Annotated in this window: 22 protein-coding genes; 6 read left to right on the top strand and 16 right to left on the bottom strand. The window is 47.0% G+C overall.

Features of this window, described 5'->3' with window-relative positions; all coding sequences use genetic code 11:
- Window positions 1-73: 73 nt before the first annotated feature.
- On the top strand, window positions 74-1,219 hold the full coding sequence (locus Q337_RS0106760; protein ID WP_051526735.1) for a BaiN/RdsA family NAD(P)/FAD-dependent oxidoreductase: 1,146 nt from the start codon (window positions 74-76) through the stop codon (window positions 1,217-1,219).
- Between the two features lie 96 nt (window positions 1,220-1,315).
- Here the strand turns inward: Q337_RS0106760 and Q337_RS17010 are convergent, their stop codons facing one another.
- Complete coding sequence (locus Q337_RS17010) at window positions 1,316-1,879, bottom strand: DUF421 domain-containing protein (protein WP_211253593.1); 564 nt, start codon at window positions 1,877-1,879, stop codon at window positions 1,316-1,318.
- A 576-nt stretch (window positions 1,880-2,455) separates the two neighbouring features.
- Here Q337_RS17010 and Q337_RS0106775 point away from each other — a divergent pair.
- The gene (locus Q337_RS0106775; protein WP_026470958.1) at window positions 2,456-3,643 is read left to right on the top strand and encodes an ammonium transporter; all 1,188 of its coding nucleotides are present in this window, start codon (window positions 2,456-2,458) and stop codon (window positions 3,641-3,643) included.
- Between the two features lie 245 nt (window positions 3,644-3,888).
- On the top strand, window positions 3,889-4,410 hold the full coding sequence (locus Q337_RS17015) for a DUF421 domain-containing protein (RefSeq protein ID WP_034279244.1): 522 nt from the start codon (window positions 3,889-3,891) through the stop codon (window positions 4,408-4,410).
- A 26-nt stretch (window positions 4,411-4,436) separates the two neighbouring features.
- Here the strand turns inward: Q337_RS17015 and Q337_RS0106785 are convergent, their stop codons facing one another.
- On the bottom strand, window positions 4,437-4,757 hold the full coding sequence (locus Q337_RS0106785) for a DUF4870 family protein (RefSeq protein WP_026470959.1): 321 nt from the start codon (window positions 4,755-4,757) through the stop codon (window positions 4,437-4,439).
- A gap of 85 nt (window positions 4,758-4,842) precedes the next feature.
- Entirely contained in the window at window positions 4,843-5,622 is a 780-nt protein-coding gene (locus Q337_RS0106790; RefSeq protein WP_084494740.1) for a YARHG domain-containing protein, read from the bottom strand.
- 123 nt (window positions 5,623-5,745) lie between these two features.
- Here Q337_RS0106790 and Q337_RS0106795 point away from each other — a divergent pair, with 123 nt between their 5' ends.
- Window positions 5,746-6,369, top strand: a complete 624-nt coding sequence (locus Q337_RS0106795) for a DUF2306 domain-containing protein (RefSeq protein ID WP_407636765.1) — start codon at window positions 5,746-5,748, stop codon at window positions 6,367-6,369.
- Window positions 6,370-6,431: 62 nt separating this feature from the next.
- Here Q337_RS0106795 and Q337_RS17020 read toward each other — a convergent pair whose 3' ends face one another.
- Together Q337_RS17020 and Q337_RS17025 are read right to left on the bottom strand one after the other, a co-directional pair.
- Window positions 6,432-8,084 carry a mechanosensitive ion channel gene (locus tag Q337_RS17020; RefSeq protein ID WP_051526631.1) on the bottom strand — a complete coding sequence of 551 codons (1,653 nt, stop codon included), beginning with the start codon at window positions 8,082-8,084 and terminating at the stop codon, window positions 6,432-6,434.
- A gap of 457 nt (window positions 8,085-8,541) precedes the next feature.
- Entirely contained in the window at window positions 8,542-9,090 is a 549-nt protein-coding gene (locus Q337_RS17025; RefSeq protein ID WP_051526632.1) for a DUF805 domain-containing protein, read from the bottom strand.
- A gap of 161 nt (window positions 9,091-9,251) precedes the next feature.
- On the opposite strand from Q337_RS17025, the gene Q337_RS0106810 reads away from it, so the two are divergent.
- On the top strand, window positions 9,252-9,674 hold the full coding sequence (locus tag Q337_RS0106810; protein WP_026470962.1) for a hypothetical protein: 423 nt from the start codon (window positions 9,252-9,254) through the stop codon (window positions 9,672-9,674).
- Window positions 9,675-9,698: 24 nt separating this feature from the next.
- Here Q337_RS0106810 and Q337_RS0106815 read toward each other — a convergent pair whose 3' ends face one another.
- Window positions 9,699-10,502 (bottom strand): ferredoxin--NADP reductase, encoded by an 804-nt coding sequence (locus Q337_RS0106815; RefSeq protein WP_026470963.1) that lies wholly within the window; start codon window positions 10,500-10,502, stop codon window positions 9,699-9,701.
- 97 nt (window positions 10,503-10,599) lie between these two features.
- Between Q337_RS0106815 and gigC the strand changes: the two genes are divergently transcribed.
- Complete coding sequence (gene gigC / locus Q337_RS0106820) at window positions 10,600-11,487, top strand: LysR family transcriptional regulator GigC (protein WP_026470964.1); 888 nt, start codon at window positions 10,600-10,602, stop codon at window positions 11,485-11,487.
- 25 nt (window positions 11,488-11,512) lie between these two features.
- Here the strand turns inward: gigC and Q337_RS0106825 are convergent, their stop codons facing one another.
- From Q337_RS0106825 to nuoG, 10 genes are all read right to left on the bottom strand, one after another.
- Window positions 11,513-12,019, bottom strand: coding sequence for a GNAT family N-acetyltransferase (locus tag Q337_RS0106825; protein WP_084494741.1), 507 nt, complete (start codon window positions 12,017-12,019; stop codon window positions 11,513-11,515).
- Window positions 12,020-12,030: 11 nt separating this feature from the next.
- Window positions 12,031-12,684: a uracil phosphoribosyltransferase gene (upp, locus tag Q337_RS0106830; RefSeq protein WP_026470966.1), complete on the bottom strand. Its 654-nt coding sequence runs from the start codon at window positions 12,682-12,684 to the stop codon at window positions 12,031-12,033.
- A 158-nt stretch (window positions 12,685-12,842) separates the two neighbouring features.
- A complete protein-coding gene (gene nuoN / locus Q337_RS0106835) occupies window positions 12,843-14,312 on the bottom strand; it encodes an NADH-quinone oxidoreductase subunit NuoN (protein WP_026470967.1) in 1,470 nt (489 codons plus the stop codon).
- Between the two features lie 3 nt (window positions 14,313-14,315).
- The gene (nuoM, locus tag Q337_RS0106840) at window positions 14,316-15,923 is read right to left on the bottom strand and encodes an NADH-quinone oxidoreductase subunit M (protein ID WP_026470968.1); all 1,608 of its coding nucleotides are present in this window, start codon (window positions 15,921-15,923) and stop codon (window positions 14,316-14,318) included.
- Between the two features lies 1 nt (window position 15,924).
- Window positions 15,925-17,802, bottom strand: coding sequence for an NADH-quinone oxidoreductase subunit L (nuoL, locus tag Q337_RS0106845; RefSeq protein WP_026470969.1), 1,878 nt, complete (start codon window positions 17,800-17,802; stop codon window positions 15,925-15,927).
- Complete coding sequence (nuoK, locus tag Q337_RS0106850) at window positions 17,799-18,107, bottom strand: NADH-quinone oxidoreductase subunit NuoK (RefSeq protein ID WP_026470970.1); 309 nt, start codon at window positions 18,105-18,107, stop codon at window positions 17,799-17,801. The genes nuoL and nuoK overlap by 4 nt, the downstream gene beginning before the upstream one ends.
- Window positions 18,107-18,667 (bottom strand): NADH-quinone oxidoreductase subunit J, encoded by a 561-nt coding sequence (gene nuoJ / locus Q337_RS0106855; protein WP_026470971.1) that lies wholly within the window; start codon window positions 18,665-18,667, stop codon window positions 18,107-18,109. Before nuoJ ends, nuoK begins: the two co-directional genes overlap by 1 nt.
- A 13-nt stretch (window positions 18,668-18,680) precedes the next feature.
- Entirely contained in the window at window positions 18,681-19,244 is a 564-nt protein-coding gene (gene nuoI, locus Q337_RS0106860; RefSeq protein WP_034279245.1) for an NADH-quinone oxidoreductase subunit NuoI, read from the bottom strand.
- A 19-nt stretch (window positions 19,245-19,263) separates the two neighbouring features.
- On the bottom strand, window positions 19,264-20,253 hold the full coding sequence (nuoH, locus tag Q337_RS0106865; RefSeq protein ID WP_026470973.1) for an NADH-quinone oxidoreductase subunit NuoH: 990 nt from the start codon (window positions 20,251-20,253) through the stop codon (window positions 19,264-19,266).
- Window positions 20,254-20,296: 43 nt separating this feature from the next.
- Window positions 20,297-23,014 (bottom strand): NADH-quinone oxidoreductase subunit NuoG, encoded by a 2,718-nt coding sequence (nuoG, locus tag Q337_RS0106870; protein WP_026470974.1) that lies wholly within the window; start codon window positions 23,012-23,014, stop codon window positions 20,297-20,299.
- Window position 23,015 lies beyond the last annotated feature (1 nt).

The following is a 23,015-nucleotide window of genomic DNA, read 5'->3' on the forward strand; positions in this document are numbered from 1 at the left end:
TTTTTAGATTGCTGTGAAAATTTCCGTGCTACAAACTGATGTCATTATAATTGGTGCTGGTGCATCAGGCTTGATGTGTGCTGCGATTGCTGCCAAACGTGGCCGCCGCGTGCTGGTACTGGAACGTGCCAATAAGGTCGGCAAAAAAATCCTGATGTCTGGCGGGGGTCGCTGTAATTTTACTAACCTGTATGTTGAGCCGGAAAACTATCTTTCGCACAATCCGCATTTTGTGATTTCTGCCTTAAGTCGCTATACCCAGTGGGATTTTCTGGGGCTGGTTGGTGACTATAAAATTCCCTATGAAGAACGCAAGCACGGCCAGTTGTTTTGCCTGAACAGCGCCAAGGATATTTTAAACATGCTGCTGGCCGAATGCGAGAAAACCGGCAAGGTCACCATTCAAACCAGCACTGAAATTGACAATGTACAAACCAGTAATCATGGCCAGTTTATCCTCAGTACTAATCTGGGCAGCTATCAGTGTGAATCGCTGGTGGTGGCCAGTGGCGGTTTGTCCATTCCCACACTGGGCGGTTCAGGGTTTGGCTATGAGTTAGCCAAACAGTTTGGTCATCATGTGTATCCTACCCGCGCTGGACTAGTACCCTTTACTTTTTCTAACCAGTTTAAGGCCGTGACTGAGCGCCTATCCGGCAATGCACTGGATGTGACCTTAAGCAATCAAGACGCTGAATTCACCGAAGCCTTGCTGTTTACCCATCGGGGGTTAAGTGGCCCTAGCAGTTTGCAACTGTCCAATTACTGGCAGGTTGGCTCGCCTATTTCTATCAATTTTTTTCCAGCGTTGAATCTTGGCCAGTGGCTGATTGACAAAAAACAGGCGCAGCCCAAATCACTGTTGCGCACGGTACTCAGCGAGCTAATGGCCAAAAGTATTGTGCTCGAACTCCAGCAACTGGTCTGGCCGCAGCATAGCGATATGGCGCTGGGGCAATTACCGGATGCCGTGTTGCAACAAATTGCCGGACAACTACAACAGTTTGAGCAGAAACCGTCAGGCACTGAAGGCTATCGCACCGCAGAAGTCACACTGGGCGGTGTGGATACCACCGAGTTGTCTTCCAAAACCATGGAAAGCAAAAAGCAAAAAGGCCTGTATTTTATTGGTGAAGTGATGGATGTAACAGGTCATCTGGGCGGCTTTAATTTCCAGTGGGCATGGGCATCGGGGGTAGCTGCCGGCCAGGTGGTATAAAGCAGAGCTATAGTTTTACCAACCCAATTACAAATCAAATTGATCTGCTTAACTGTGGCCCAGTGCAGTGGCCCATTAAATGATTTTATTTTTACCTTAAAAGATATATTCACTCAGGGGAAACATCTGCTTCGGTGGATAGTTGGGCACATTTGGGTTAATGCTATCGGCCAGTTTTCCGGTTTTTGAAATAACGCTAAAGCTGCCATCAGTTTCCAGTATTACTGCCTCAACCTCCTGCAGATGGGCAATGCCTTGCGCCCGTACTGCTGCACTAATTTCATCAGGTGAAATACGCTGTTCCTTCATCGCCAGCTCAATGGCTTGTCCGTGATAAAACAATAAAGTCGGACGGCTTTTAATAACAGACCTGAATTTTTGCGAGCGTATCGAACAAAAGGAAAGAATGTATTGCAGGGAAATTAGCACAATAAAAGCTACTATTCCCTCAACCAGCGTGACATCCTTGGATAATAATATTGTCGCTAGTGTTGAGCCAAGCGCAAAAGTGATGACCAGATCAAAGGCATTCATCTTGGTTAAGGTGCGTTTGCCCGACACCCGTAACAGAAAAATCAGCGCAATATAAGCCAGTATGCCAACCACAACAACCCGGCCCAAATCCTGCCAAGACTGAAAAAACCACGAACTCATAGACATTGTTAAATATCCTCCTTTGACATGGCTGTACCAAGTGGCTTAATAAATTTAGAGTTTCAGCAATTTAAAGTTACTTCATGAGTACACTGCATCCATCTGGTTAAAAACCTCATCTATAAACCTTAAAGCCATTGAGCACGATTTTTAGTAAAAAAATACTATGATTAATTAATACTTCCGTGTCCTGTACATGGCCTCACCTTTTGCCTTATTGTTGTTATTTGCATTTCAAAAAGTGTCCTGCATAATAAATACCCTGTAATCAGTTTATTTTCATTATTCAGTTTTAGATTTTTACTGGTCAAAAATGAAGCAAATACGACCCATTATAGCTCATTCAATGCTGCACCACTTTGGTAGTTTTTTGCACTAAACCAGCCATTTTATGCACCAAAAAAAGACTGGCACCAGAATGGCTCAAATTTTCATAGCTATAAAATTTTTCAATTTTTAAAATTTATTCTTTAAATATCATTTTATTATAAATTAAATTAATTCTTGGCATTACAATTGATATACATTACCCAGTATTAAGTAAGTAGCTCCTTTCAAAACCGTTTTGGAACAGGTTCATTTATGACCAGCAATGACGTTTTATTTCTTCTTCTGGGCGCCATTTTGGTGCTGGCCATGCATGCCGGGTTCGCATTTTTAGAGGTCGGTACAGTCAGGACAAAAAATCAGGTGAATGCCTTAAGTAAAATCCTGACTGACTTTGCCGTTTCAACCATTGCCTATTTCTTTATTGGCTATTATGTGGCCTATGGTACGCATTTTATGCATGCCGATACTGCCATTACTACCGAGCACGGCTATAACCTGATCAGGTTTTTCTTCCTATTAACCTTTGCTGCCGCCATACCTGCCATTATTTCCGGGGGGATTGCCGAGCGGGCCAAGTTCCGCCCACAAACCATTGCCACCTTTACACTGGTTGCGCTGGTTTACCCCTTCTTTGAAGGAATTGCCTGGAACAATCATTTTGGTATTCAGGATTGGCTGCTGCATACCTTTGGCGCCAATTTCCACGACTTTGCCGGTTCGGTGGTGGTGCATGCCATGGGAGGCTGGATTGCCCTGCCTGCAATCATTCTGCTGGGAGCGCGTCAGGGTCGTTACGGCAAGGGTGGTAAAATCTCGGCGCATCCCCCCTCTTCCATTCCTTTTCTGGCACTAGGCGCATGGATTTTAATTGTAGGCTGGTTTGGCTTTAACGTAATGAGTGCCCAGAAAATCGAAGGCATTTCCGGGCTGGTGGCAGTAAATTCCCTGATGGCCATGGTCGGTGGCACACTAATGGCCAATACACTAGGCAAAAACGACCCCGGTTTCTTGCACAACGGGCCATTGGCAGGGTTAGTCGCCATTTGTGCCGGTTCTGATGTAGTACACCCACTGGGAGCACTGTTTATTGGCGGTGTGGCTGGTGGCCTGTTTGTCTGGCTATTTACCTTTACCCAAAATCGCCTGCGTGTTGATGATGTGCTGGGAGTCTGGCCGCTCCATGGCGTATGTGGTGCGTTTGGGGGTCTTGCCGCAGGCATTTTTGGCTTGCAGGCGCTGGGCGGTCTGGGCGGTGTTTCCTTTATGTCACAACTGATTGGCACTAGTTTGGGCATCAGCATTGCGCTGGCTGGCGGCTTTGTGGTGTATGGTATTTTAAAAGCCACCATTGGTATTCGCCTGACCCCGGAAGAAGAATATAACGGTGCTGATTTAAGTATTCACCGGGTATCCTCCACCTACGACCAAAACCTGTTTTAAGGTGTTAAGCAGTCTTAAGTCACGTATGAACCAAAGCCATGTCAGGTCATGTTTTGAATCATGACCGCATGGCTTTTTTATGCCTACTCTTAGGCTAAATATCTTACTTTAAATAATTGGCTTAAAGAATTTTGAGATCAACTTATTATTGATCAAACTGTTACGTGATGCCAACCAATTCACTCCATTCCCTGAATAATGCTTCAGCCATAATTAATGCCATCACAATAACCCGCGTAATAATCATGGACTGGAATAGCGTTTTTTCATTTGATATACCCGTGCTGGAAATATTTGTGCGCGGTACAGTCATGTACCTGGCGCTAATTATCCTAATGCGGGTAATTTTAAAGCGACAGGCTGGCGGTATGGAAACTGGCGATTTGCTGCTGGTGATTTTGCTGGCCGATGCGTCTCAAAATGGTATGGCTGGTGATTATAAAACTGTGCCGGATGGCCTGATTCTGGTGGCTACCCTAATGTTCTGGAACTTTTTTCTGGACTGGCTGAGTTATCATTTTCGCTGGTTTGAGCGCCTGATGGATGCGCCGCCCTTGCCGCTGGTTAGAAATGGCAAAATGCTTCACCGCAACATGCGCAAGGAATTTGTAACACGGGCAGAACTACTTAGCCAGTTGCGTGAACAGGGCATTGAACATATTGAACAGGTCAAAAAGGCCTGTATGGAAAGTGATGGCAAGCTTAGTGTAATTGAGTATGAACAACGCAATAAACAGCAGACCAAGCCCCGGGAAAAACAAACCTAGGGATTGGCCTACGTTAAATTGAATTTTTACTCAATGCTATGTCGTTCATTAAATGCCAAAACGCCTTTGACCATGCGGTAGATGTACCACAGGGTTAATGCAAACAAAATGACATAGCCAATCAGGATAAAACGGGTAATGGTGCCAATCAGGCCAATAACCAACACGCACCAGAAGGTTTTGATTTGCCAGTCAAAATGACTTTGCAGCCAGGTGCCACGCACGTCATCCCGCTTTACATAATTCATGACAATCGCAATAATGGCTGTAATCCCTGAAAACAGGCCTAGCGCATACAGAATATAAATAATCAGGGTAAGCTGGCGGTTACTCTCAAGGTTTTGCAGGTTGTGAGAATACTGCGTGTTCGATGGGTCATAATTATTCATGATCAATTTTCCTTTTTTAAATCGCTGATGGACAATTAAAAGATTAGCGTCCCCAGTCAAGTTCCACGTTCTCAGCGTAGGGCTCCATTAGCTTGATACGCTTAATATTTTCACGCTCAATGTTGCTGAGTTGCTGCTCAACATTCAAACTGCATGGGATATACCAGTCTTTATCACTAAACAGGCTGGCAATGACTTTATTGCTAAACGAGTAATTGTGGCGCGCATAAATTTCATTACGCATGTATTGCAGTTCCTGTTTGCTAATCTGCAAATCGTTGTCTTTGAGTAGGCGCTTGGAGGCTTCTGGAAATTCACCTGCATTGATTTGATAACGACACTGCTGCGGCGCCAGTTCAAAAAATTTGGGTTTAATGCCTGCCTTGTTGGCTTGCCATGACCCTTCAATGGACTTAGGCTTGCTCAAATCCAGATGCAACTCAAACACACCAGCGCTTTGTGGCTTGCCGGTTTCGCGCGCAATAATCTTGTATTTGTTGTTCTGTTTATTGTAGCCTTCAGGTTGTATTGTCCCTACAAAACCCTGCTTATTAGCGCCAACAATACTGTAACCCTTCACCTGCCCCTGCTGGATACTTTCAATAAAAAATCCAATACGACGTGCATCAAAACTACCCGACCAGCTGGTAATAAATTGATTTAAACCAGGTTGATTTAAAGCGGGCTGATTTAATGTGGTCTGGTTCAAACTTGTCGTGCTTGCTGCATAAAGTGAACTGGCAAACAGGCTAAGTATCATCAGGCTAAGGCTATAAACTCTATTGTTATGGCGATTGTGATTAGCCTTGTTATGGTTTTTCATACTTCAATTCTCATATTAATTTTCTGCTTTAACGCTTTACAAAATAGTAGGCTTGTTCAAAATAAAAAACTTTCATTCTTGTTCAGTTTTTAAATGGCCCACCTTAAAACATATTACAACATCATGATTTTTGTTCTGTTGGGCATTTTTATCTGGCTTTGCATGCTGATGGTTAAAATTTGCCTCAGCTATTTTCCCTGGTCGGATACACAAGGTTTTTTGGCGCTAAAACAGGATGTGGTGCATTTTCTACCGTGGCAATGGGCATTCAAAATTCATGTCGCCTGTAGCAGTTTAATTTTACTGGCTGGTTTTACCCAGTTCTGGCCTGCTTTTAGGCAACGTTTTTCATTGTGGCACCGACGGTTGGGCTGGTTATATATTATTGCAGTACTTGGCTTTGCAGCACCCAGTGGTCTGGTCATGGCTATTTACGCGGCTGGCGGATTAGCAACACAGATATGCTTTGTTATTTTAGGGATATTATGGATTGGCACTACGATTCTGGCTTTAAAATATGCCATCCAGAAGCGCTGGTACAAGCACCGTAACTGGATGATCCGCAGCTTTGCACTATCCATATCTGCCTTGAGCTTGCGTTCGTGGAAATTACTACTGTATCAACTAACGCCCTATATTGATGGCCTAAGCCCAAAGCTGATTTATCAACTGGAAGCCTGGCTGGGCTGGGTAATTAACTTACTGATTGCCGAAATCATCATTTACTGGATTAGCCGTAAAAAATAATCTGTCCTGCATTAAAAAACCGCTGAGAAATCAGCGGTTTTTTTGTGAGTTAGTACTCAGGTTTAACGCAGTGGATTGATGGGAGCATCCGGGTCATCCGGTAGAATCAGCTCATTATCCGTACTGGTTGCTGGTGGTGTCGTTTCCGAAGGACTAATGATTGGAGACGCTGTAGAAGAACCAACAGGCGAACCCAGACCAGTAGCCAAAGGCACCTCCATATCTGCATTACTCATGCCTGATGCAGTTGGTGGTGAAGGCTTTTTGGCTTCTTCTTTTGCCTTGTTCAGCATGTCATCCAGCAGGCGTTGCGCAGGTTCGCGACCGCCCAGACCAAAGGCCAGTGCAAAGGCAACTGCAACAGCACCCAGCGTCAGACCAAAGGCCAGATTAACAATCGAATCAGCAATGCCCATTGCACGCAGGCCCATCGCCAGCACCAGACCAATAATCAGCACACGTACCACGTTGGCCAGCCACAATGAATAGTTGTAACGGCCACGCTGTACAATATCGCCAATCAGGTTGGCCAGCCAGAAACCAATGATGAAAATGGCAACGCCCAGCAGAATGTTGGCACCAAAGGCAATGAAGATTGTAATCAGGTTGCTGACCTGATCAAAGCCCAGACGGTTCGCCGCTTCAGCCACTGCAAACAGCATGGCAAAAAACACCAGCAGCTTGCCAATGATGGCTGACAGGTTGGTGCTACCCAAAAAGCGTTGCATGTCCAGCTTGGCAGGCAGGCGATCCAGTTCGGTTCCTGCCATCAGGTTAACCAGAATACCAGCCACAAACTTGGCGACCGCATACGTGATAATCAGGATCAATGCCGCCGCAATAATATTGGGAATGGCATACATGATCTGATCCAGCATACGAATTGCAGGCTGGGAAATTGCCTCAATCTGTAAGGCATCCAGGGCAGCAATCAGGGTTGGAATCAGGATCAGGACAAATACAATCGAACCGGCAATATTGGGAATGCTGGTGGTATTTTTAACCCCAACATGCGAAGCAGCAGATTGCAGATTCAGGCTAGAAACCAGACCTACCACAATGTTGCGCACAATTTTTGCCACAAAGTAACCCACAAAACCAATCACCAGTGCGGCAAACAGGTTCGGCAGGAACAACAGCAAATCATTCACCATGTTCTGTACCGGCAGCAACAGGCCATTTAAGCCCAGTGCAGACAGCACCATTGGAACAAACAGCAGCAGGATTAACCAGTAAATAATCTGGCCAATGTTATTGCTTAAGGGTTGTACGCCCACATCTGCACTCAAGCGCTCATCCAGTGTAGTGCGTGCCAGTAACCGGGTAATTCCGGCACGTGCCAGCGTTGCCAGCACCCAGCCCAGTATAGCCAGAACCAGTGCAGACAGTACACGTGGAACAAATAGCAGTACTTCATTCACCATATTGGAAAATGGCGCTGATACGGCATGCAGGTTCAACAGGTTAAAACTGGCAATTACCGCAATAATTAAGATGAACCAGAACACCACGCGCCCGGCAATATGTTCAATATCGGTATGGTGCCCTGTAGAGCTGTTGACATGTCGATTGACATTGAGTTTTGAAAGTAACTTACGTACACCTGCGCCAGCTAGCAGTGCAATAACCCAGCCGACAAGCAGCAAGGCGATGGCACCGAGAATAGGTTCTAGCTGAACACCATATGTATGCTGGAAGTTCTGGAAATTATCCATAACTAACCCCTTGATCATATCGGTCATTCATTTTTATTAATCAGCAGCTTGCATCTGCACGTCCGAATGAATTATTCAGCATTTTGTTTTCAGCGGTTGGCGTGCAATTGGGAGCTACTCATCAATACCCTTTATCTTCGAGGTCATGACTTAAGTTTTTTGCTGTGAAATCAACTTAGTGATGACCCTAAATAACCTTAGCAAAGCGTCAAAATATAAAAACAACGCTTTTGTTTCGTTCATACTGTTTTTGTCAAGCTAAGTAGGGTTTTTATTACTATCTAAAATTTAAGTTTTATTTTTTAAACATTTATTGCCTTGCATCTATTATTTAAAGCTTTTTACCATTGCTCTCATCTTCACAATTACTGTATTTAGCCATCATCATTGGGTTAAAACAAAAAAGCCAAAACAATGCTTTGGCTTTTTGAATAAGCTGAAAATTTAGGATAAGGTTTTAATATTTTGCCATGTTCGCCAGATTTGACATATCACCGGACATGCCGCCCAGCATAGTCATCATCACAATCAAACCAACAATTCCCAGTACGGCCAGAATAATGTAAATCACGCCCAGTACACCTTCCCAGCCTTTATTGGGACGTGGCGGGCCAAAATTATTACTGCCACGTGTACCCGGTGCAAAAGTCACATACAGCATAAAAATCACATTTACCAGTGGCACCAGCATCAGTAATGACAGCCAGCCACTCTGGTTTAGATCATGCAGGCGTCGAATAGTGAGCACAAAGGCGTAGTAAAAAAATATGATGTAAGCTACAGCCATAACCAGAATACTGGCTGTTCCAATCCCTGCATAAGGATCAGTAGAGCTGGCAGAATTACCAAAAATGGCAATACCCAGCACTGCAACAACACCAATGATCAAAGAAATCACCAGATACCAGGCCAGATAGGCCAGCCGGGCAAAACGACCGCGTGGCGAAAGCGGATGGTCAGCCACTGGTGTTATGGAAGGCGGCTGTGAAGCGTCGTAAGTTGTCATAGAATTACCTCGTATACCCTAATTATCATTAAAAATTATTACTGGATTCTTTTACAGGTTAGATCATTTAACCGTCGACAGTATAGATAGCGTATTATTTTTTGCTTTGTCAACAAAACTTACTTAAAATTGCGCGTTCTTTTAGCAGTTTAAGTGCTGTGATGCCCTACTCCGTTACACCCGTTCAGCTTGACCTGCCTACCTCGCTCAAGCACCAATGCTGGCTGCACACCTCAAGAGATGGTCACTTAATTGGCATTATTGCCTTTGAAGGCGATGCACCACAATTAAACTGGTATGACCTCGAATACCTAAGGCGGCGTAGTGACGAATTTTCAGTAATGGCCTTTCCTGAATATATTTCCGCCCTGATTATTGACCTGCGTAATCTTGAAGCGCGGCTGGAAGCTGATGCGCCTATTTTTCCATGGCGCCTGACCGAAGAGGATTGCCCGATCCGGGTGCTGGTGAGTGAGGAACAGCGCGCCTATTATTCTTCCGTGTTTGAACCGGCTTGGCTGGCCTGGGATTTACAGGCCACTATCAAGGATATGCGCGACTTTTTTGATATGCACTATCATTAATTTAATTGTCGCGATTATTTTAATTTACCAGTAATTTTCTACCGCAATATTCCCCTCACCACGCCGGTTCATGCTGAGGCCGCGTGCTTTAAGTGCATTACGCGTGTCGTCCACCATTTGCGGGTTTCCACACAGCATGACATGACTGGTTGCAGGATTTAATGCCAAGCCTGCCTGCTGTTCCAGTAAGCCGTTTTCAATCAGTATCGGCAGGCGTTGATGTAAAATATATTGATCTAAAACATGATCACTTGCCGAATTATCTGCTCGCGTGATAATCGGCAGAAATTTAAAACGTGCTCCACCCTCACCAAAACTTTGGGCAATATTTTCAATGTCTTCGACATAGGCAAGTTCATCACGGGTACGCACACTATAGGCCAGGATAATGTGCTGATATTGCTGCCACGGGGCAAAGTCCTGCAACATGGATAAAAATGGTGCCAGTCCGGTTCCGGTAGCCAGCAACCACAAGTCATGCGGTAGAGGTTTTTGGTAACGTGCCAGTGTCAAAAATCCATAGGGAATTTTTTCCAGCAATAATGAGTCCCCTGCTTTTAAATGCTGCAAGCGTGAGGTAAATGCACCATCTGGCACGACAATAGAAAAAAACTCCAGATGCTCGGCAAACGGCGAGGACACCACCGAATAGGCGCGAAAAACTTTTTCATCCTCAACGTCTTCACCCTTGATCTCAATACCAATACGGGCAAACTGTCCTGCGCTAAAGCGGAAATGTGCAGGCCGGGTCAGGGTAAAGCTAAATAGATTCTCACTCCAGCGCCGCACACTCAGGACGGTTTCGCGGGTAAATTTTTCTTCATTCATCGGTACATACTTATATCTCTACACTGCCCGGCAATGGTAGCATGTATTCATACTGTTCCTAATTTTCAAACCAAAAAAGTCACAAAAGGTACACTTGATGCGCATGACGTTAAGACAACTGGCTGTCTTTGTTGCCGTTGCCCAGGAAGGCACTGTTACCCGTGCCAGTGATGCAGTACGTCTGACCCAGAGTGCGGCCAGTATGGCACTGGCTGACCTTGAAGATGCGCTGGGTGCTCCCCTGTTTGACCGACTGGGCAAGCGCTTGCAGCTCAATGACCTTGGCCGTTTTTTGCTGCCGCAGGCGCTGGAAATTCTGGGCCGTTGCGAAGCATTTGAGCAGGCTGCGCAAGGTGAACTGCAAACCATTGATTTACGTCTTGGCGCCACCTTAACTATTAGTGATTATCTGATGCCAGACCTGATGGCAGACTTTTTAAAGTTTCAGCCGCAGGCGCAGCTTCAATTACAGGTTGGCAATACACGCCAGATTATCGAAGCAGTGAGCCAGTTCCAGCTTGATCTGGGTCTGATTGAAGGTTCCTGCCATTTACCGCAATTGCAGGCTTTTCCATGGCGGGATGATGAACTGGCAGTATGCTGTGCACCGCAACATCCGCTGGCTCAACTCAACCGGCCACTGGATCTCAGCGACTTTCAGCAAATTGACTGGATTTTGCGTGAAGAAGGCTCAGGCACGCGTGAAGTTTTTGACAATGTGATGCTCAAAGACCTGCCCAATGCCAAGCTGCGACTGACGCTCGGTCATAATGAAGCCATTTTAAAAGTAGTGGCGGGCGGACTTGGGGTGGCTTGTGTGTCACGGCTGGCTATTGAACCCTTAGCCAATGAAGGCCAACTGGTCATTCTACATACGCCATTCTGGACACTTAAACGCCCGTTATTTATGCTGGTACATCGCCAGAAATATAAAGGCCCCGGCCTAAAAGCATTTATGGAGTTTTGCCGGGCAAACAACCAATAGTTGATTACTCAATATTATCGGGCAATCAGTCCAGATATTTTTGCCAGAACTCGGCAATACCCGTGTTTTCATCCAATTGATAATTGTTATAGCCAAATGCACGGTAAGCCTGCTTGGCGGGTTCATTACCGCTCAGTACTTCCAGTGTCATCTTGCAACAATCCAAAGTTCTAGCATGGGCTTCGGCTGCCTCAAACAACTGGCGCGAAATACCCAAACCGCGCGCCTGTTGTTGCACAATCACATCATGGATATTCATTAAGGGCTGGCATTTAAAGGTAGAAAAACCTAGAAATGCATTTAGCAGACCAACGGGTTTATGCTGATAATAGGCTAGCCATGAATAAGCAGTTGGAAAATTTTGCAGCTTTTCTACCAGATTATCTTGGCAAAATTCACTTAACGCTTCACTGCCACCCATGGGGTCTTGCGCATATTCATTCATTAATAGCACCAAGTCTCTGGCATGGGTCGGGTTGCTGTAATCAGCCCTAATGATGCTAATGTCAGTCATGTTGAATGAATTTGCCATAGAATGAATTGCTAAGGTTTATTGAAAATAATTTTCTTTTGAATGGTGCCAAAAATCTTGTCGCCAGCATCACCCAAACCTGGAATGATATAGCCTTTTTCATTGAGACACTCATCAATAGAAGCCGTATAAATCATCACATCAGGATGATGCGCTTGCAGGTTAGCAATTCCTTCTGGTGCAGCAACCAAAACCATCACGCGAATTTCTTTGCACCCTGCCTGCTTCAATAAATCTATGGCTGCCACCAGTGAATTTCCAGTAGCCAGCATGGGATCAATAATTAACGCCAAACGTGCATGAATGTCCGGCGCCAGTTTTTCCAGATAGCTACGGGCTTCCAGTGTTTCTTCATTACGCTCAAGGCCAAGCACGCTCACCTTCGCACTGGGAATCAGGTTAAGTACGCCTTCCAGCATGCCAATACCCGCCCGCAAAATCGGCACAATAGTAATTTTTTTGCCAGCAATACGTTCCACGCTCACTGGCCCTGCCCATCCTTCAATCACCTCATTTTCCAGAATCAGGTCTTTGGTGGCTTCATAAGTCAATAAAGAGGCTATTTCCTGTGATAGCTCCCTGAAATTCTTGGTGCTAATATCGGCACGGCGCATTAAACCAATTTTATGGCGAATCAGGGGATGACGGATTTCTAGGATAGGCATATCAATCTGAACGGCTGCGGTAAACAACAGCATGATAATACAAAAAGCGATTTAATATAAAAAAGCAGCATTAAAAAACCAGCATCGAAAAGAAAAATGCCCCAACAGCGTTGAGGCATTTTTAGGCAACAAATCAACCGACAGTAAATCAGCTGGCCTTAGCGCATCACCACGATTTGAGCCAGTGCCGCCAGTTTGATCAGTGGCTGCGGATAAACACCCAGCACCAGCACCAGCAGTGAAGTCAGCAGTACCATAATACCGCCTGCTTTCACACCCCAATTGGTCTGGGCATCAATGCGTGGTGTATCTGGTGGGGTCATGTAAAGCACTACCATCACACGCAGGTAATAATACAAACCAATCGCACTACCCAGAATAATCATGGCAGCCAGGAACCAGCTCATGTTCTGTACCGCAGCCATTACCACAAAGAACTTGCCAATAAAGCCTGCGGTGAGTGGAATACCCGCCAATGACAGCATCATGACAGTCAGCACTGCCGTGAGCACCGGACGACGCCAGAACAGGCCGCGATAATCAGCAATGGATTCTGCTTCAGTTGCACTATAAGGGCTGGACATCAGTGCAACTGCACCAAACGCACCAATGGTGGTAAGTACGTAGGTCACCAGATAAATGCTGACCGTTGCAATGGATGACACACCCAGACAGATAATGGCAATCAGCACATAGCCAAAATGCGCGATGGATGAATAACCCAGCAGGCGTTTTAAGTTAACCTGACGTACTGCCAGCAGGTTGCCCACCAGAATCGACAACACCGCAATTGTAGCCAGAACAGTGTGCAGCCCTTCCATTGCCAATGAACTGGATACCAGTAAGAAGCGAACTGCAACGGCCAACATGGCAACTTTGCTGACTGTTGCCAGAAAAGTTGCTGCTGGTGCAGGCGCACCCTGATACACATCAGGTGTCCAGCCATGAAATGGTGCCAGTGATAACTTGAATGCAATGGCAATCACGATCAGGCCAAAGCCCATCACCACGATTGGCTCATGTAGCACCTGTCCCAGAATCTGACCCAGATTACGGAAATCCATGGTGCCGGTATAGCTATACAGGAAAGCCATACCCATTAGTAACGCCGCAGAAGCGGTTGCTGACAGCACTAGATACTTGATCCCGGATTCCAGTGACTTGCTGCGTTCATGGGTATAAGCCAATAAGCCATAAGTTGGAATAGACAGTAGCTCAAGACTCATAAAAAATGAGGTCATGTGGCTGCTGGCTGTCATCAACATGCCGCCTGCTACAGCAATCAGCAGCAACAGGTACAGCTCTTCACGGTTATGCTGATAGCTGTCAATGTAGGCATGCGCCAGCGTACAGCACGCCAGTGAAGCAATCAGGATTAGCGCCATATTAAATAGCGCAAAACCATCAACCACGAATAAACCCATTACAGCTTGCGGGCCAGAATTCTGGAAAAATACCTGCCAGACAATACAGGCTACTGCCGCATTAAGGCCAATCACGGTTGCCGTTGCAATAAGGTCATGCTGGCGCTTGATGGCAACCAGTAGCATCACCAAAACGGCTGTTAGGCTGACAATAATAACCGGTGCAAGTGGCGCCAGCGGTTTTAGCGTAGAAATCATATCCATGGCTTATTGCATCTCCACGCTATTCATTGGACTAATGTTTGGCGTATTAAACAATGGGTAATGATATGAGTTACTTAACCATTGCATGCTTAAATGAGACGTATTGAGTACATCCTGCGGGAATAGCCCCAGCCATAACAGGCCAACGCCCATCACCAGTAGCATGGTCATTTCACGCGCATTCAAGTCTTTAAATGGTTGAGCCAGTTTTTGCTGCGACTCATGCGGCTGACCAAACATGGCTTTGTGAATCATGATCAGGGTATACAGTCCTGCAAAAACCAGACTCACTGTGGCCAGAATGGTAAATGCTGGATAACGCGCATAAGAACCCAGCAGAATCAGGAACTCTGCAACAAAATTACCTGTACCCGGAATGCCCATCAATGCAGCACTAAAGAACATCAGGAAAAATGGCAAGTAACGGAACTGTCCCCACATGCCACCCATCAGGCGCAAGTCACGGGTATGCAGACGCTCGTAAATCTGACCCGCCATAATAAACAGCGCAGCAGAAGACAGGCCGTGTGCCAGCATCATGATCATGACACCTTGCAGGGTCATCAGGTTGCCTGCATAAATGGCAAGCAGTATAAAACCCATGTGCGACACGCTGGTATAAGCCAGCAGACGTTTCATGTCTGTTTGCTGGAAGGCCAGCCATGCGCCATAGAACACGCCAATCAGACCCAGAATAATCGCAACGTTGGCGAAATCAGCCGACGCATGCGGAAACAGGGGTAGCACAAAACGCAGCAAGCCATAAGCTGCTGTTTTAATCAGGATACCAGCAAGGTCTACCGAACCAGCCGTGGGTGCCTGAGCGTGGGCATCCGGTAACCAGCCATGGAATGGCACTACTGGCAGCTTGACTGCAAACGCAATAAAGAAGCACAACATCAGGCCAAATTCAAAGCCATACGGCAGTGTTGTACCTAGCAGGTGCATATAGTCAAATGACAAGGTATTGGTCTGGGTAAAGCGGATCAGCACCAGAGTTAAAATACCCACCAGCATGATCAGACCAGAGGCTTGCGTGTAAATAAAGAACTTGGTTGCAGCATAAACACGTGAACGGCCAGTTGAACCAGAATGTCCCCATAGTGCAATCAGGAAATAGATCGGCACCAGCATCATCTCCCAGAAGAAGAAGAACAGGAACATATCAATTGCCAGAAACACACCAATAACGCCGCCAAGACTCCATAACAGATTCAAATGGAAGAAGCCCACATTTTTCTGAATTTCATCCCAAGAACAGCCTACAGCCAGAACACCCAGCAAGGCAGTCAAGGCCACCATCATCAGTGACAACCCATCCAGTGCCAGATGGAAGCTAATGCCCAGCATGGGAATCCATGCCAAGTTAAATTCTGCCTGCCATACGGGCGCAATGCCCGGTTGTACTACAATGGAAGTGGTTTCAGCATAATGCCCTGCCATCCATAATTGAATGGCCAGACCCAGTGTTACCAGCATGCCAATCAGGGCAATCCAGCGTGGTGCCCGAATACTAACCTTTTCAAACACCCAGCATAAAAAACCTGCAATAAAGGGAATCAGGATTAGTGCAGGGAGAACCCAGTTATTTGGAGTTGAAAGTTCCTGCATCTTATTTCCCCAGTACCTGAATCACAATAAGTATCATGAGTAATATCACCGCGCCGATCACAATAGCTGCTGCATAACCACGCAATGATCCTGTTTGGCGATTGGTAGTAACACTGTTACCTGCCCTCACCAGTACTGGAAATACGCCCCAAATGCGGTCTACTGGATCACGCCCCAGCAAACGCGCAATCATCAGGTACGGTTTAACAAATATTAAATGATAAAGCGCATCAAAGCCCCATGCATTACGCCAGATATGCGCAATACCGGCACCCACTGATGTGTTGGCCATTTTTTGTACCGAAGCATAGTTAAAGGCAAACAGCACAGCACCCACGATCAGACCCAGCAAAGCTACCCCAATGGCGGTATATTCAACAAAATGCTTATCGTGAGCCACCGCTGCATTCACCACAAATTCTGGCAATACATTATTGAGTACATGACCTACCGGATGCTGTAGTAGTGCGCCAATGCAGGTCGACAATACTAGTAGCACACCCAGTGGTAACCAGTAGGTAACCCCTTCAATTTTGTGCGCATGGGTTTTTTCTTCACCATGAAATACCAGCCAGATCAGGCGGAAAGTATAGATTGACGTCAGGAATGCACCCACAACGCCAGCCCAGAATAATTCTGGATGACCAGCTGCCCAGGCTTGCCACAGGATTTCATCTTTGGAATAAAAGCCCACAGTGATAAATGGTAAAGCCGCTAGTGCACCACCACCCACCAGAAAGCAGACATACACGAATGGAATAGTTTTACGTAAGCCACCCATTTTGAAAATATTTTGTTCATGGTGACAGGCAATAATCACCGCACCTGAAGACAGGAACAGCAAAGCCTTGAAAAACGCATGAGTTAGCATATGGAAAACAGCAGCCTGATAGGCTTCGGCCCCTAGTGCCAAAAACATATAGCCCAGCTGACTCATGGTTGAATATGCCAGAACACGTTTAATGTCTGTTTGTACCAGTGCTGCAAAACCAGCCATCAGCAAGGTAATAGCACCAATGACACCAACAAAATACAGCACATCTGGCGCAAGCTGGAATACCGGATGCATCCGGGCAATCAGGTAAACACCTGCGGTAACCATGGTTGCCGCGTGAATCAGTGCAGATACTGGTGTTGGACCTGCCATTGCATCGGCCAGCCAGGTTTGTAGTGGCAACTGTGCGGATTTACCCACGGCACCACCCAGTAGCATCAGGGCAGCCCAAGTCACTGCTGGGCTACCGCTGGTCAGCACTTCTGGTGCACGAACAACAATTTCATAAATGTCTAAAGTGCCAAATTGCTGAAATAGGATAAATAAGCCAATGAGCAGCAGAACATCACCCACGCGGGTTACGGTAAATGCCTTAATAGCTGCAAAGCCGTTGTCCGGATTTTTAAAGTAAAAGCCAATCAACAGATAGGAACACAAGCCCACGCCTTCCCAGCCCAGGAACATCACCAGCAGGTTATCACCCAGTACCAGAAGCAGCATGCTGGCCACAAACAGGTTGAAATACGAGAAAAAGCGGGCAAAGCCTTCTTCCCCACGCATGTACCATGAGGCAAACAGGTGGATGAAAAAACCAACGCCTGTGATCATGCCTAGCATTACCAGCGATAGGCCATCAAGTTGCAAACCAAAGCTGGGCGCAAAGTTCCCAATGTGCATCCATGTCCAGAGAATCTGGTGATAATAGGCACCCTGTGTGTCCTGGCCTAAGTAATCGGCTGCCACATACAATGCAGTTAGCGCAGACAGCGCCATTGAACCAACACCAATGATTGCTGCCAGTTTTTCAGAAATCTGGTCACGCAGACCGGCCAGTAAAATAAAGCCCAGTAGCGGAAAAACGAAAGTTAAAAACAGTAGGTTCATCCGCGCATCTCACTAGCTGCATCAACATCCAGATGCTGGAAGCGATGATAAAATTGAAGCACGATTGCCAGACCAATACAGGCCTCGGCTGCAGCCAACGTCAGGATCAGGATAAACATCACCTGCCCATCCGGCTGACCCCAAACACTGCCTGCCAGCACAAAAGCCAGTGCCGCAGCATTCATCATGATTTCAAGACTCATGAGCATAAACATCAGGTTACGGCGCACCATAACGCCATATAATCCCAGCGCAAATAGCAGTGTTGCCAGAATCAGGCCATGTTCCAGTGGAATTGCTCCCATCATGGTTGCACCTCACTATCTCTTACGAAATCTTCTTTAATCGAATCTTCTTCTGCAACTATAGGTTCACGCTTACCCAAATGGAATGCGGCGACTAAAGCCCCTAAAAGCAACATGGCTGCAATTTCAACCAACAACAGATAAGGGCCAAACAGGGCAATACCCACCTGCTTTGGACCAACGCCATGTGTGCCAATTGCCGGGTGCGCAGCAGTATTGCCAGAAGACAGCATCCATACCAGTGCCAGACCCAGCAAAAAGCTCAGCAAGGCCGGTACAGTCCAGGCCGATGAGTTCAGCCACAGTTTTTCCTGCTGGGTAGTTTGTGCGCCCAAATTAAGCATCATCACCACGAATACGAACAGCACCATAATGGCGCCGGCATACACGATTACTTCCAGCGCACCTGCAAATGGCGCACCCACGATAAAGAAAATGCCCGCCACTGCCAGCAATGACACAATCAGGTTGAGCAAGGCATGAACCGGATTGGTATTGGTTACCACCCGGATCGTAGACAACAGGGCCACAATGGCCATAAGGTAAAATGGCCAGATCATGCTAAATACTCCATCATGGCAGTAGGCTCCGAGTATCAACAGGTGCAGATTCGCGCTCTGCTGCCCCTTTGGGTTTGCCGTCAATTGCCATACCGGCAACCCGGTAAAAGTTATAATCAGGATATTTGCCAGGGCCTGAAATCAGCAAATGCTCTTTTTCATACACCAGATCCTGACGCACATATTCGCCCATTTCAAAATCCGGCGTTAACTGAATCGCTGTGGTCGGACAAGCTTCTTCACACATACCACAAAAAATGCAGCGTGAAAAATTAATGCGGAAAAACTCAGGATACCAGCGCCCATCTTCTTTTTCTGCTTTTTGCAGCGAAATACAGCCTACCGGACACGCAACAGCACACAGGTTACAGGCCACGCAGCGCTCTTCCCCATCCGGGTCACGGGTCAGAATAATCCGGCCACGGTAACGCGGTGGTACGATCTGTTCTGCCGGTACTTCCGGATACAAAATGGTATCACGCTTGCGAAAAGCATGAGTAAATACCATAAACAGGCTACGGACAATCGTCCCTGCCCCAATAACAACCTTCCCAAAGGAAGCCAGAATACTTGTCATAACTGCTCTCCTTGCTCCCTTAGGCGGAATAATTGTGCAGAATGACTGCAGCAGTAACCAAAAGATTAATCAGGGTTAATGGCAGACAAACTTTCCAGCCAAAATTCATGACCTGATCATAACGTGGACGCATTAAGGAACCACGAGCCAATACAAACATCATGACAAAGAACAGGGTTTTCACAATAAACCAGAAAACCGGCGGAACAAATGGAATTTCAATATTGAAAGGCGCCAGCCAGCCGCCAAAAAACAGCACAACAATCAATGAGGAAATCACCACCACGTTGACATACTCGGCAACGAAGAACATGCCCCACTTCATGCCACCATATTCAATATGGTAACCCTCGGCCAGTTCCTGCTCGGCTTCCGGCTGGTCAAATGGATGACGGTGAGTCACCGCAACACCGGCAATCGCAAAAATACAAAACCCTAGAAACTGCGGCACAATGTTCCACAGATCACGCTGCGATTCCACGATGTCACGCAGGTTGAATGAACCAGCAATGGCCACCACACCCATCAGCGACAATCCCAAAAACACTTCATACGAAATGGTCTGGGCTGCGGAGCGCAGACCACCCAGCAAGGAGTATTTGTTGTTGGAAGACCAGCCGCCAAATAGAACGGCATATACCGCGATACCAGCCATGGCCATGAAGAACAGTAGACCAATGTCCAGATCAGCCACCCCTAGGGTTGGGCTAACTGGAATCACCATAAAGGACAGGACGGCAGTACCCATTGCCACTGCAGGTGCCAGACGGAAAGTCAGCTTGTCGGCAAACTTGGGCGTCCAGTCTTCCTTGAACATGATTTTCAGCATGTCAGCAACGATCTGGAATATCCCGCCGGGGCCAACCCGGTTAGGGCCATAACGATCCTGCCATAAGGCCAGCAAACGGCGCTCAATAAAACTCATGAGCGCTGCAAACAGTACGACTACCAGTAAAATTACAATGGCCTGCACCACCATAAAGGTCGTTTGCCACTGACTGGTGGTCATATAATCATTTAAAAATGATGGAATTGAAGGATCAATCCGCATGTTAGACTCCTACCGCAGCAGCATCAACGCTGATGGCTATTGAATCGGTCAAGCTGACTACTGGCGCAAGTCCAACCGGATAACCTACATAGCCGTATGGCAAATAGTCCACCACGTTGACTGGCAGGTTAATGCTGGTGTCACCTGCTTTTACAGTAACACGCTGGCCCTGCTGAACATTCAGGCGGGCAGCATCGTCACGGCTAACACTAAATGCGGCTTCTGGAATGCGTGACTGCATAACCGGGGTACGCACTGTCATTTCGCCACTGGCAAAAATATGATGAACCGGAACCAGACGGTAGGTGCTGTCATTGTCCAGTAAAGGTGCTGGAGCCACAAAACTGCGTGCCGGACGTTTTGGCAGACGGTCAAACAGGCGCACGCCCGGATCACCGGCTTTTAGATGCCCACCGACTTCATCCTGAAACTTGTTCCACGATTGAGGTGAGTTCCAGCCCGGCGCCCAGGCAAATGGAATCAGCGAAGATGATTCCTGCGGGCCAACATAACCTTCCATGGAGAAAGCCAGTGCAGAATCCACATCGACTGGCTGCTTGGGCTCATGCACAGAAATTGGCGCACGCATGGCAGTCCGTCCAGAATAGCGGCGTGGTTCACGGGCAATTTTTAAGCCATGCACACGATAGCCTGCATCTGGCGCAACATCCAGAATGCCCTCAAGTGCTGGCACTTTACTGGCAACGGCTTCAATCACATCATCCAGCACTGTCCAGTTTACAGGTTTACCCTGAATGCCTGTATGGATAGCATGTAGCCAGCGCCAGCTTTCCTTGATGCTGATTTCCGGGTTGTAATAAGCTGGATCAAACACCTGGAAGTAACGTTGCGCACGGCCTTCCTGACTCACCACTGTGCCATCACCTTCAGCAAAGCTTGCGGCAGACAATACAATTGAGGCTTTCTTAACGGTTGGCGTTTCCTGATGATCCAGCACAATAATCTGCTGGGTTTTTGCCAGTGCAGTCTTGATCTGTTGCGCTGGCAGGCGACGATACAGATCATTTTCAACCACAACCACAGCATCATAGCTCTGCGCAAAAGCCTTTTCTAATGGCATACCGCCCATCAGCGCCAGCCCCATGGAATTTACTTCCGGAACAACCAGACTTAACCCTGCTTTGCTTTTTCCATCGACACTGCCCAGATTCAGGGCAATTTGTGCAGCGGCTTCCATCAATGCAGGTTCCAGCAAACTGGTGCCGGAAATGATCAATGGTTTTTTAGCATGCTTGAGCTGACGTGCTACTTCCAGTGCAAATACCTTGGCATCATCGGAAATATCACCATTCATGGCTTCAGCTTTAATCGCTGCAGCAATGGCAAAACCCAAGCGGGCAATATCGTTTGGTGAGGCAACCACTTCACCTTCAGCAATATCGCTTAAGCGGGTAGCAACTGGCGTTAAAATATAAACCGGGCTCTTTGCATCCTGTGCAATACGGGCAACCGGCTCCGCCAGCCAGCCTTGCGTTTTACGCTCGGCAGCCATTTCCAGTCCTTTATTCTTGGCAGACTGGCGTACTGATAGTGCCATGCGTGGCGCGGTCTGCGTCAGGTCTTCACCCAGAATCAGAACGGCATCGTAATCTTCCACTTCACGCAGGTTCGGATTATAAATCCCTTCGGTTTGCATCAGGCTAGCCGCTAGCTCAACCAGCTGCTGCTCCTGCTGGGTCATACCGGTAGAGAAATTGTCATTGCCCACCAGCTCACGCAAGGCGAAATTGCTTTCCAGACTAGCACGTGGTGAGCCAATACCCAGCACGTTCTGGCCTTTTAAGCTGGCAATCGCCTGATCCAGTGCTTCATCCACACTGACCGTTAAGGTGCGGTTTTCAATGTGCAACTGGGGCTGACGTGGACGATCCTTGCGGTTAACATAGCCTGCACCAAAGCGGCCCTTGTCACACAGGAAATACTGGTTGACCGAGCCATTAAAGCGGTTTTCAATCCGGCGCAGTTCGCCATAACGCTCTCCCGGAGAAATATTGCAACCTGATGAACAGCCCTGACAAATGCTGGGTGCATACTGCATATCCCATTTGCGGTTGTAACGCTCAGAATGGGTTTTATCGGTGAATACGCCGGTTGGACAAACTTCTACCAAATTGCCCGAGAACTCGCTTTCCAGTACCCCATCTTTTTCACGGCCAAAATAAACCCGTGCTGCGTTGCCATAAACGCCAAGATCTGTACCGCCTGCATAATCCTTGTAATAGCGCACACAGCGATAACACGCAATACAGCGGTTCATTTCATGGGCAATAAATGGCCCCAGATCCTGATTCTGATGCGTGCGTTTGGTAAAGCGATAACGACGGCGGTCATGGCCAGTCATTACGGTCATATCCTGCAAATGACAGTGCCCACCTTCTTCACACACCGGACAGTCATGCGGGTGGTTGGTCATCAGATATTCCACGATAGTTTCGCGAAATGCCCGTGCTTCATCATCTTCAATGGAAATATAGGTATCATTGACAGCAGGTGTCATGCAGGACATCACCAGACGTCCGCGCTTGTCATCCGCATTGGCATATTGTTTCACTGCACACTGACGGCATGAGCCTACAGAACCCAGTGATGGATGCCAACAAAAATAGGGAATATCAAGGCCAAGGGACAGACAAGCCTGCAACAGGTTTTCTGATCCATCAACCTCATAATCTTTACCATCGACATGTATTGTAGCCATC

The sequence above is a fragment of the Alkanindiges illinoisensis DSM 15370 genome (assembly GCF_000619845.1).
GTDB classification, from domain to species: Bacteria; Pseudomonadota; Gammaproteobacteria; order Pseudomonadales; family Moraxellaceae; genus Alkanindiges; species Alkanindiges illinoisensis.

Bases quoted from the DNA above. Each gene is read 5' to 3' on its own strand.
- Q337_RS0106760 (WP_051526735.1), top strand. From the start codon at position 74: ATGTGTGCTGCGATTGCTGCCAAACGTGGCCGCCGCGTGCTGGTACTG.
- Q337_RS17010 (WP_211253593.1), bottom strand. From the start codon at position 1,879: ATGTCTATGAGTTCGTGGTTTTTTCAGTCTTGGCAGGATTTGGGCCGG.
- Q337_RS0106775 (WP_026470958.1), top strand. From the start codon at position 2,456: ATGACCAGCAATGACGTTTTATTTCTTCTTCTGGGCGCCATTTTGGTG.
- Q337_RS17015 (WP_034279244.1), top strand. From the start codon at position 3,889: ATGGACTGGAATAGCGTTTTTTCATTTGATATACCCGTGCTGGAAATA.
- Q337_RS0106790 (WP_084494740.1), bottom strand. From the start codon at position 5,622: ATGAAAAACCATAACAAGGCTAATCACAATCGCCATAACAATAGAGTT.
- Q337_RS0106795 (WP_407636765.1), top strand. From the start codon at position 5,746: ATGATTTTTGTTCTGTTGGGCATTTTTATCTGGCTTTGCATGCTGATG.
- Q337_RS17020 (WP_051526631.1), bottom strand. From the start codon at position 8,084: ATGGATAATTTCCAGAACTTCCAGCATACATATGGTGTTCAGCTAGAA.
- Q337_RS17025 (WP_051526632.1), bottom strand. From the start codon at position 9,090: ATGACAACTTACGACGCTTCACAGCCGCCTTCCATAACACCAGTGGCT.
- Q337_RS0106810 (WP_026470962.1), top strand. From the start codon at position 9,252: ATGCCCTACTCCGTTACACCCGTTCAGCTTGACCTGCCTACCTCGCTC.
- Q337_RS0106815 (WP_026470963.1), bottom strand. From the start codon at position 10,502: ATGAATGAAGAAAAATTTACCCGCGAAACCGTCCTGAGTGTGCGGCGC.
- gigC (WP_026470964.1), top strand. From the start codon at position 10,600: ATGCGCATGACGTTAAGACAACTGGCTGTCTTTGTTGCCGTTGCCCAG.
- Q337_RS0106825 (WP_084494741.1), bottom strand. From the start codon at position 12,019: ATGGCAAATTCATTCAACATGACTGACATTAGCATCATTAGGGCTGAT.
- upp (WP_026470966.1), bottom strand. From the start codon at position 12,684: ATGCCTATCCTAGAAATCCGTCATCCCCTGATTCGCCATAAAATTGGT.
- nuoN (WP_026470967.1), bottom strand. From the start codon at position 14,312: ATGGATATGATTTCTACGCTAAAACCGCTGGCGCCACTTGCACCGGTT.
- nuoM (WP_026470968.1), bottom strand. From the start codon at position 15,923: ATGCAGGAACTTTCAACTCCAAATAACTGGGTTCTCCCTGCACTAATC.
- nuoL (WP_026470969.1), bottom strand. From the start codon at position 17,802: ATGAACCTACTGTTTTTAACTTTCGTTTTTCCGCTACTGGGCTTTATT.
- nuoK (WP_026470970.1), bottom strand. From the start codon at position 18,107: ATGGGAGCAATTCCACTGGAACATGGCCTGATTCTGGCAACACTGCTA.
- nuoJ (WP_026470971.1), bottom strand. From the start codon at position 18,667: ATGATCTGGCCATTTTACCTTATGGCCATTGTGGCCCTGTTGTCTACG.
- nuoI (WP_034279245.1), bottom strand. From the start codon at position 19,244: ATGACAAGTATTCTGGCTTCCTTTGGGAAGGTTGTTATTGGGGCAGGG.
- nuoH (WP_026470973.1), bottom strand. From the start codon at position 20,253: ATGACCACCAGTCAGTGGCAAACGACCTTTATGGTGGTGCAGGCCATT.
- nuoG (WP_026470974.1), bottom strand. From the start codon at position 23,014: ATGGCTACAATACATGTCGATGGTAAAGATTATGAGGTTGATGGATCA.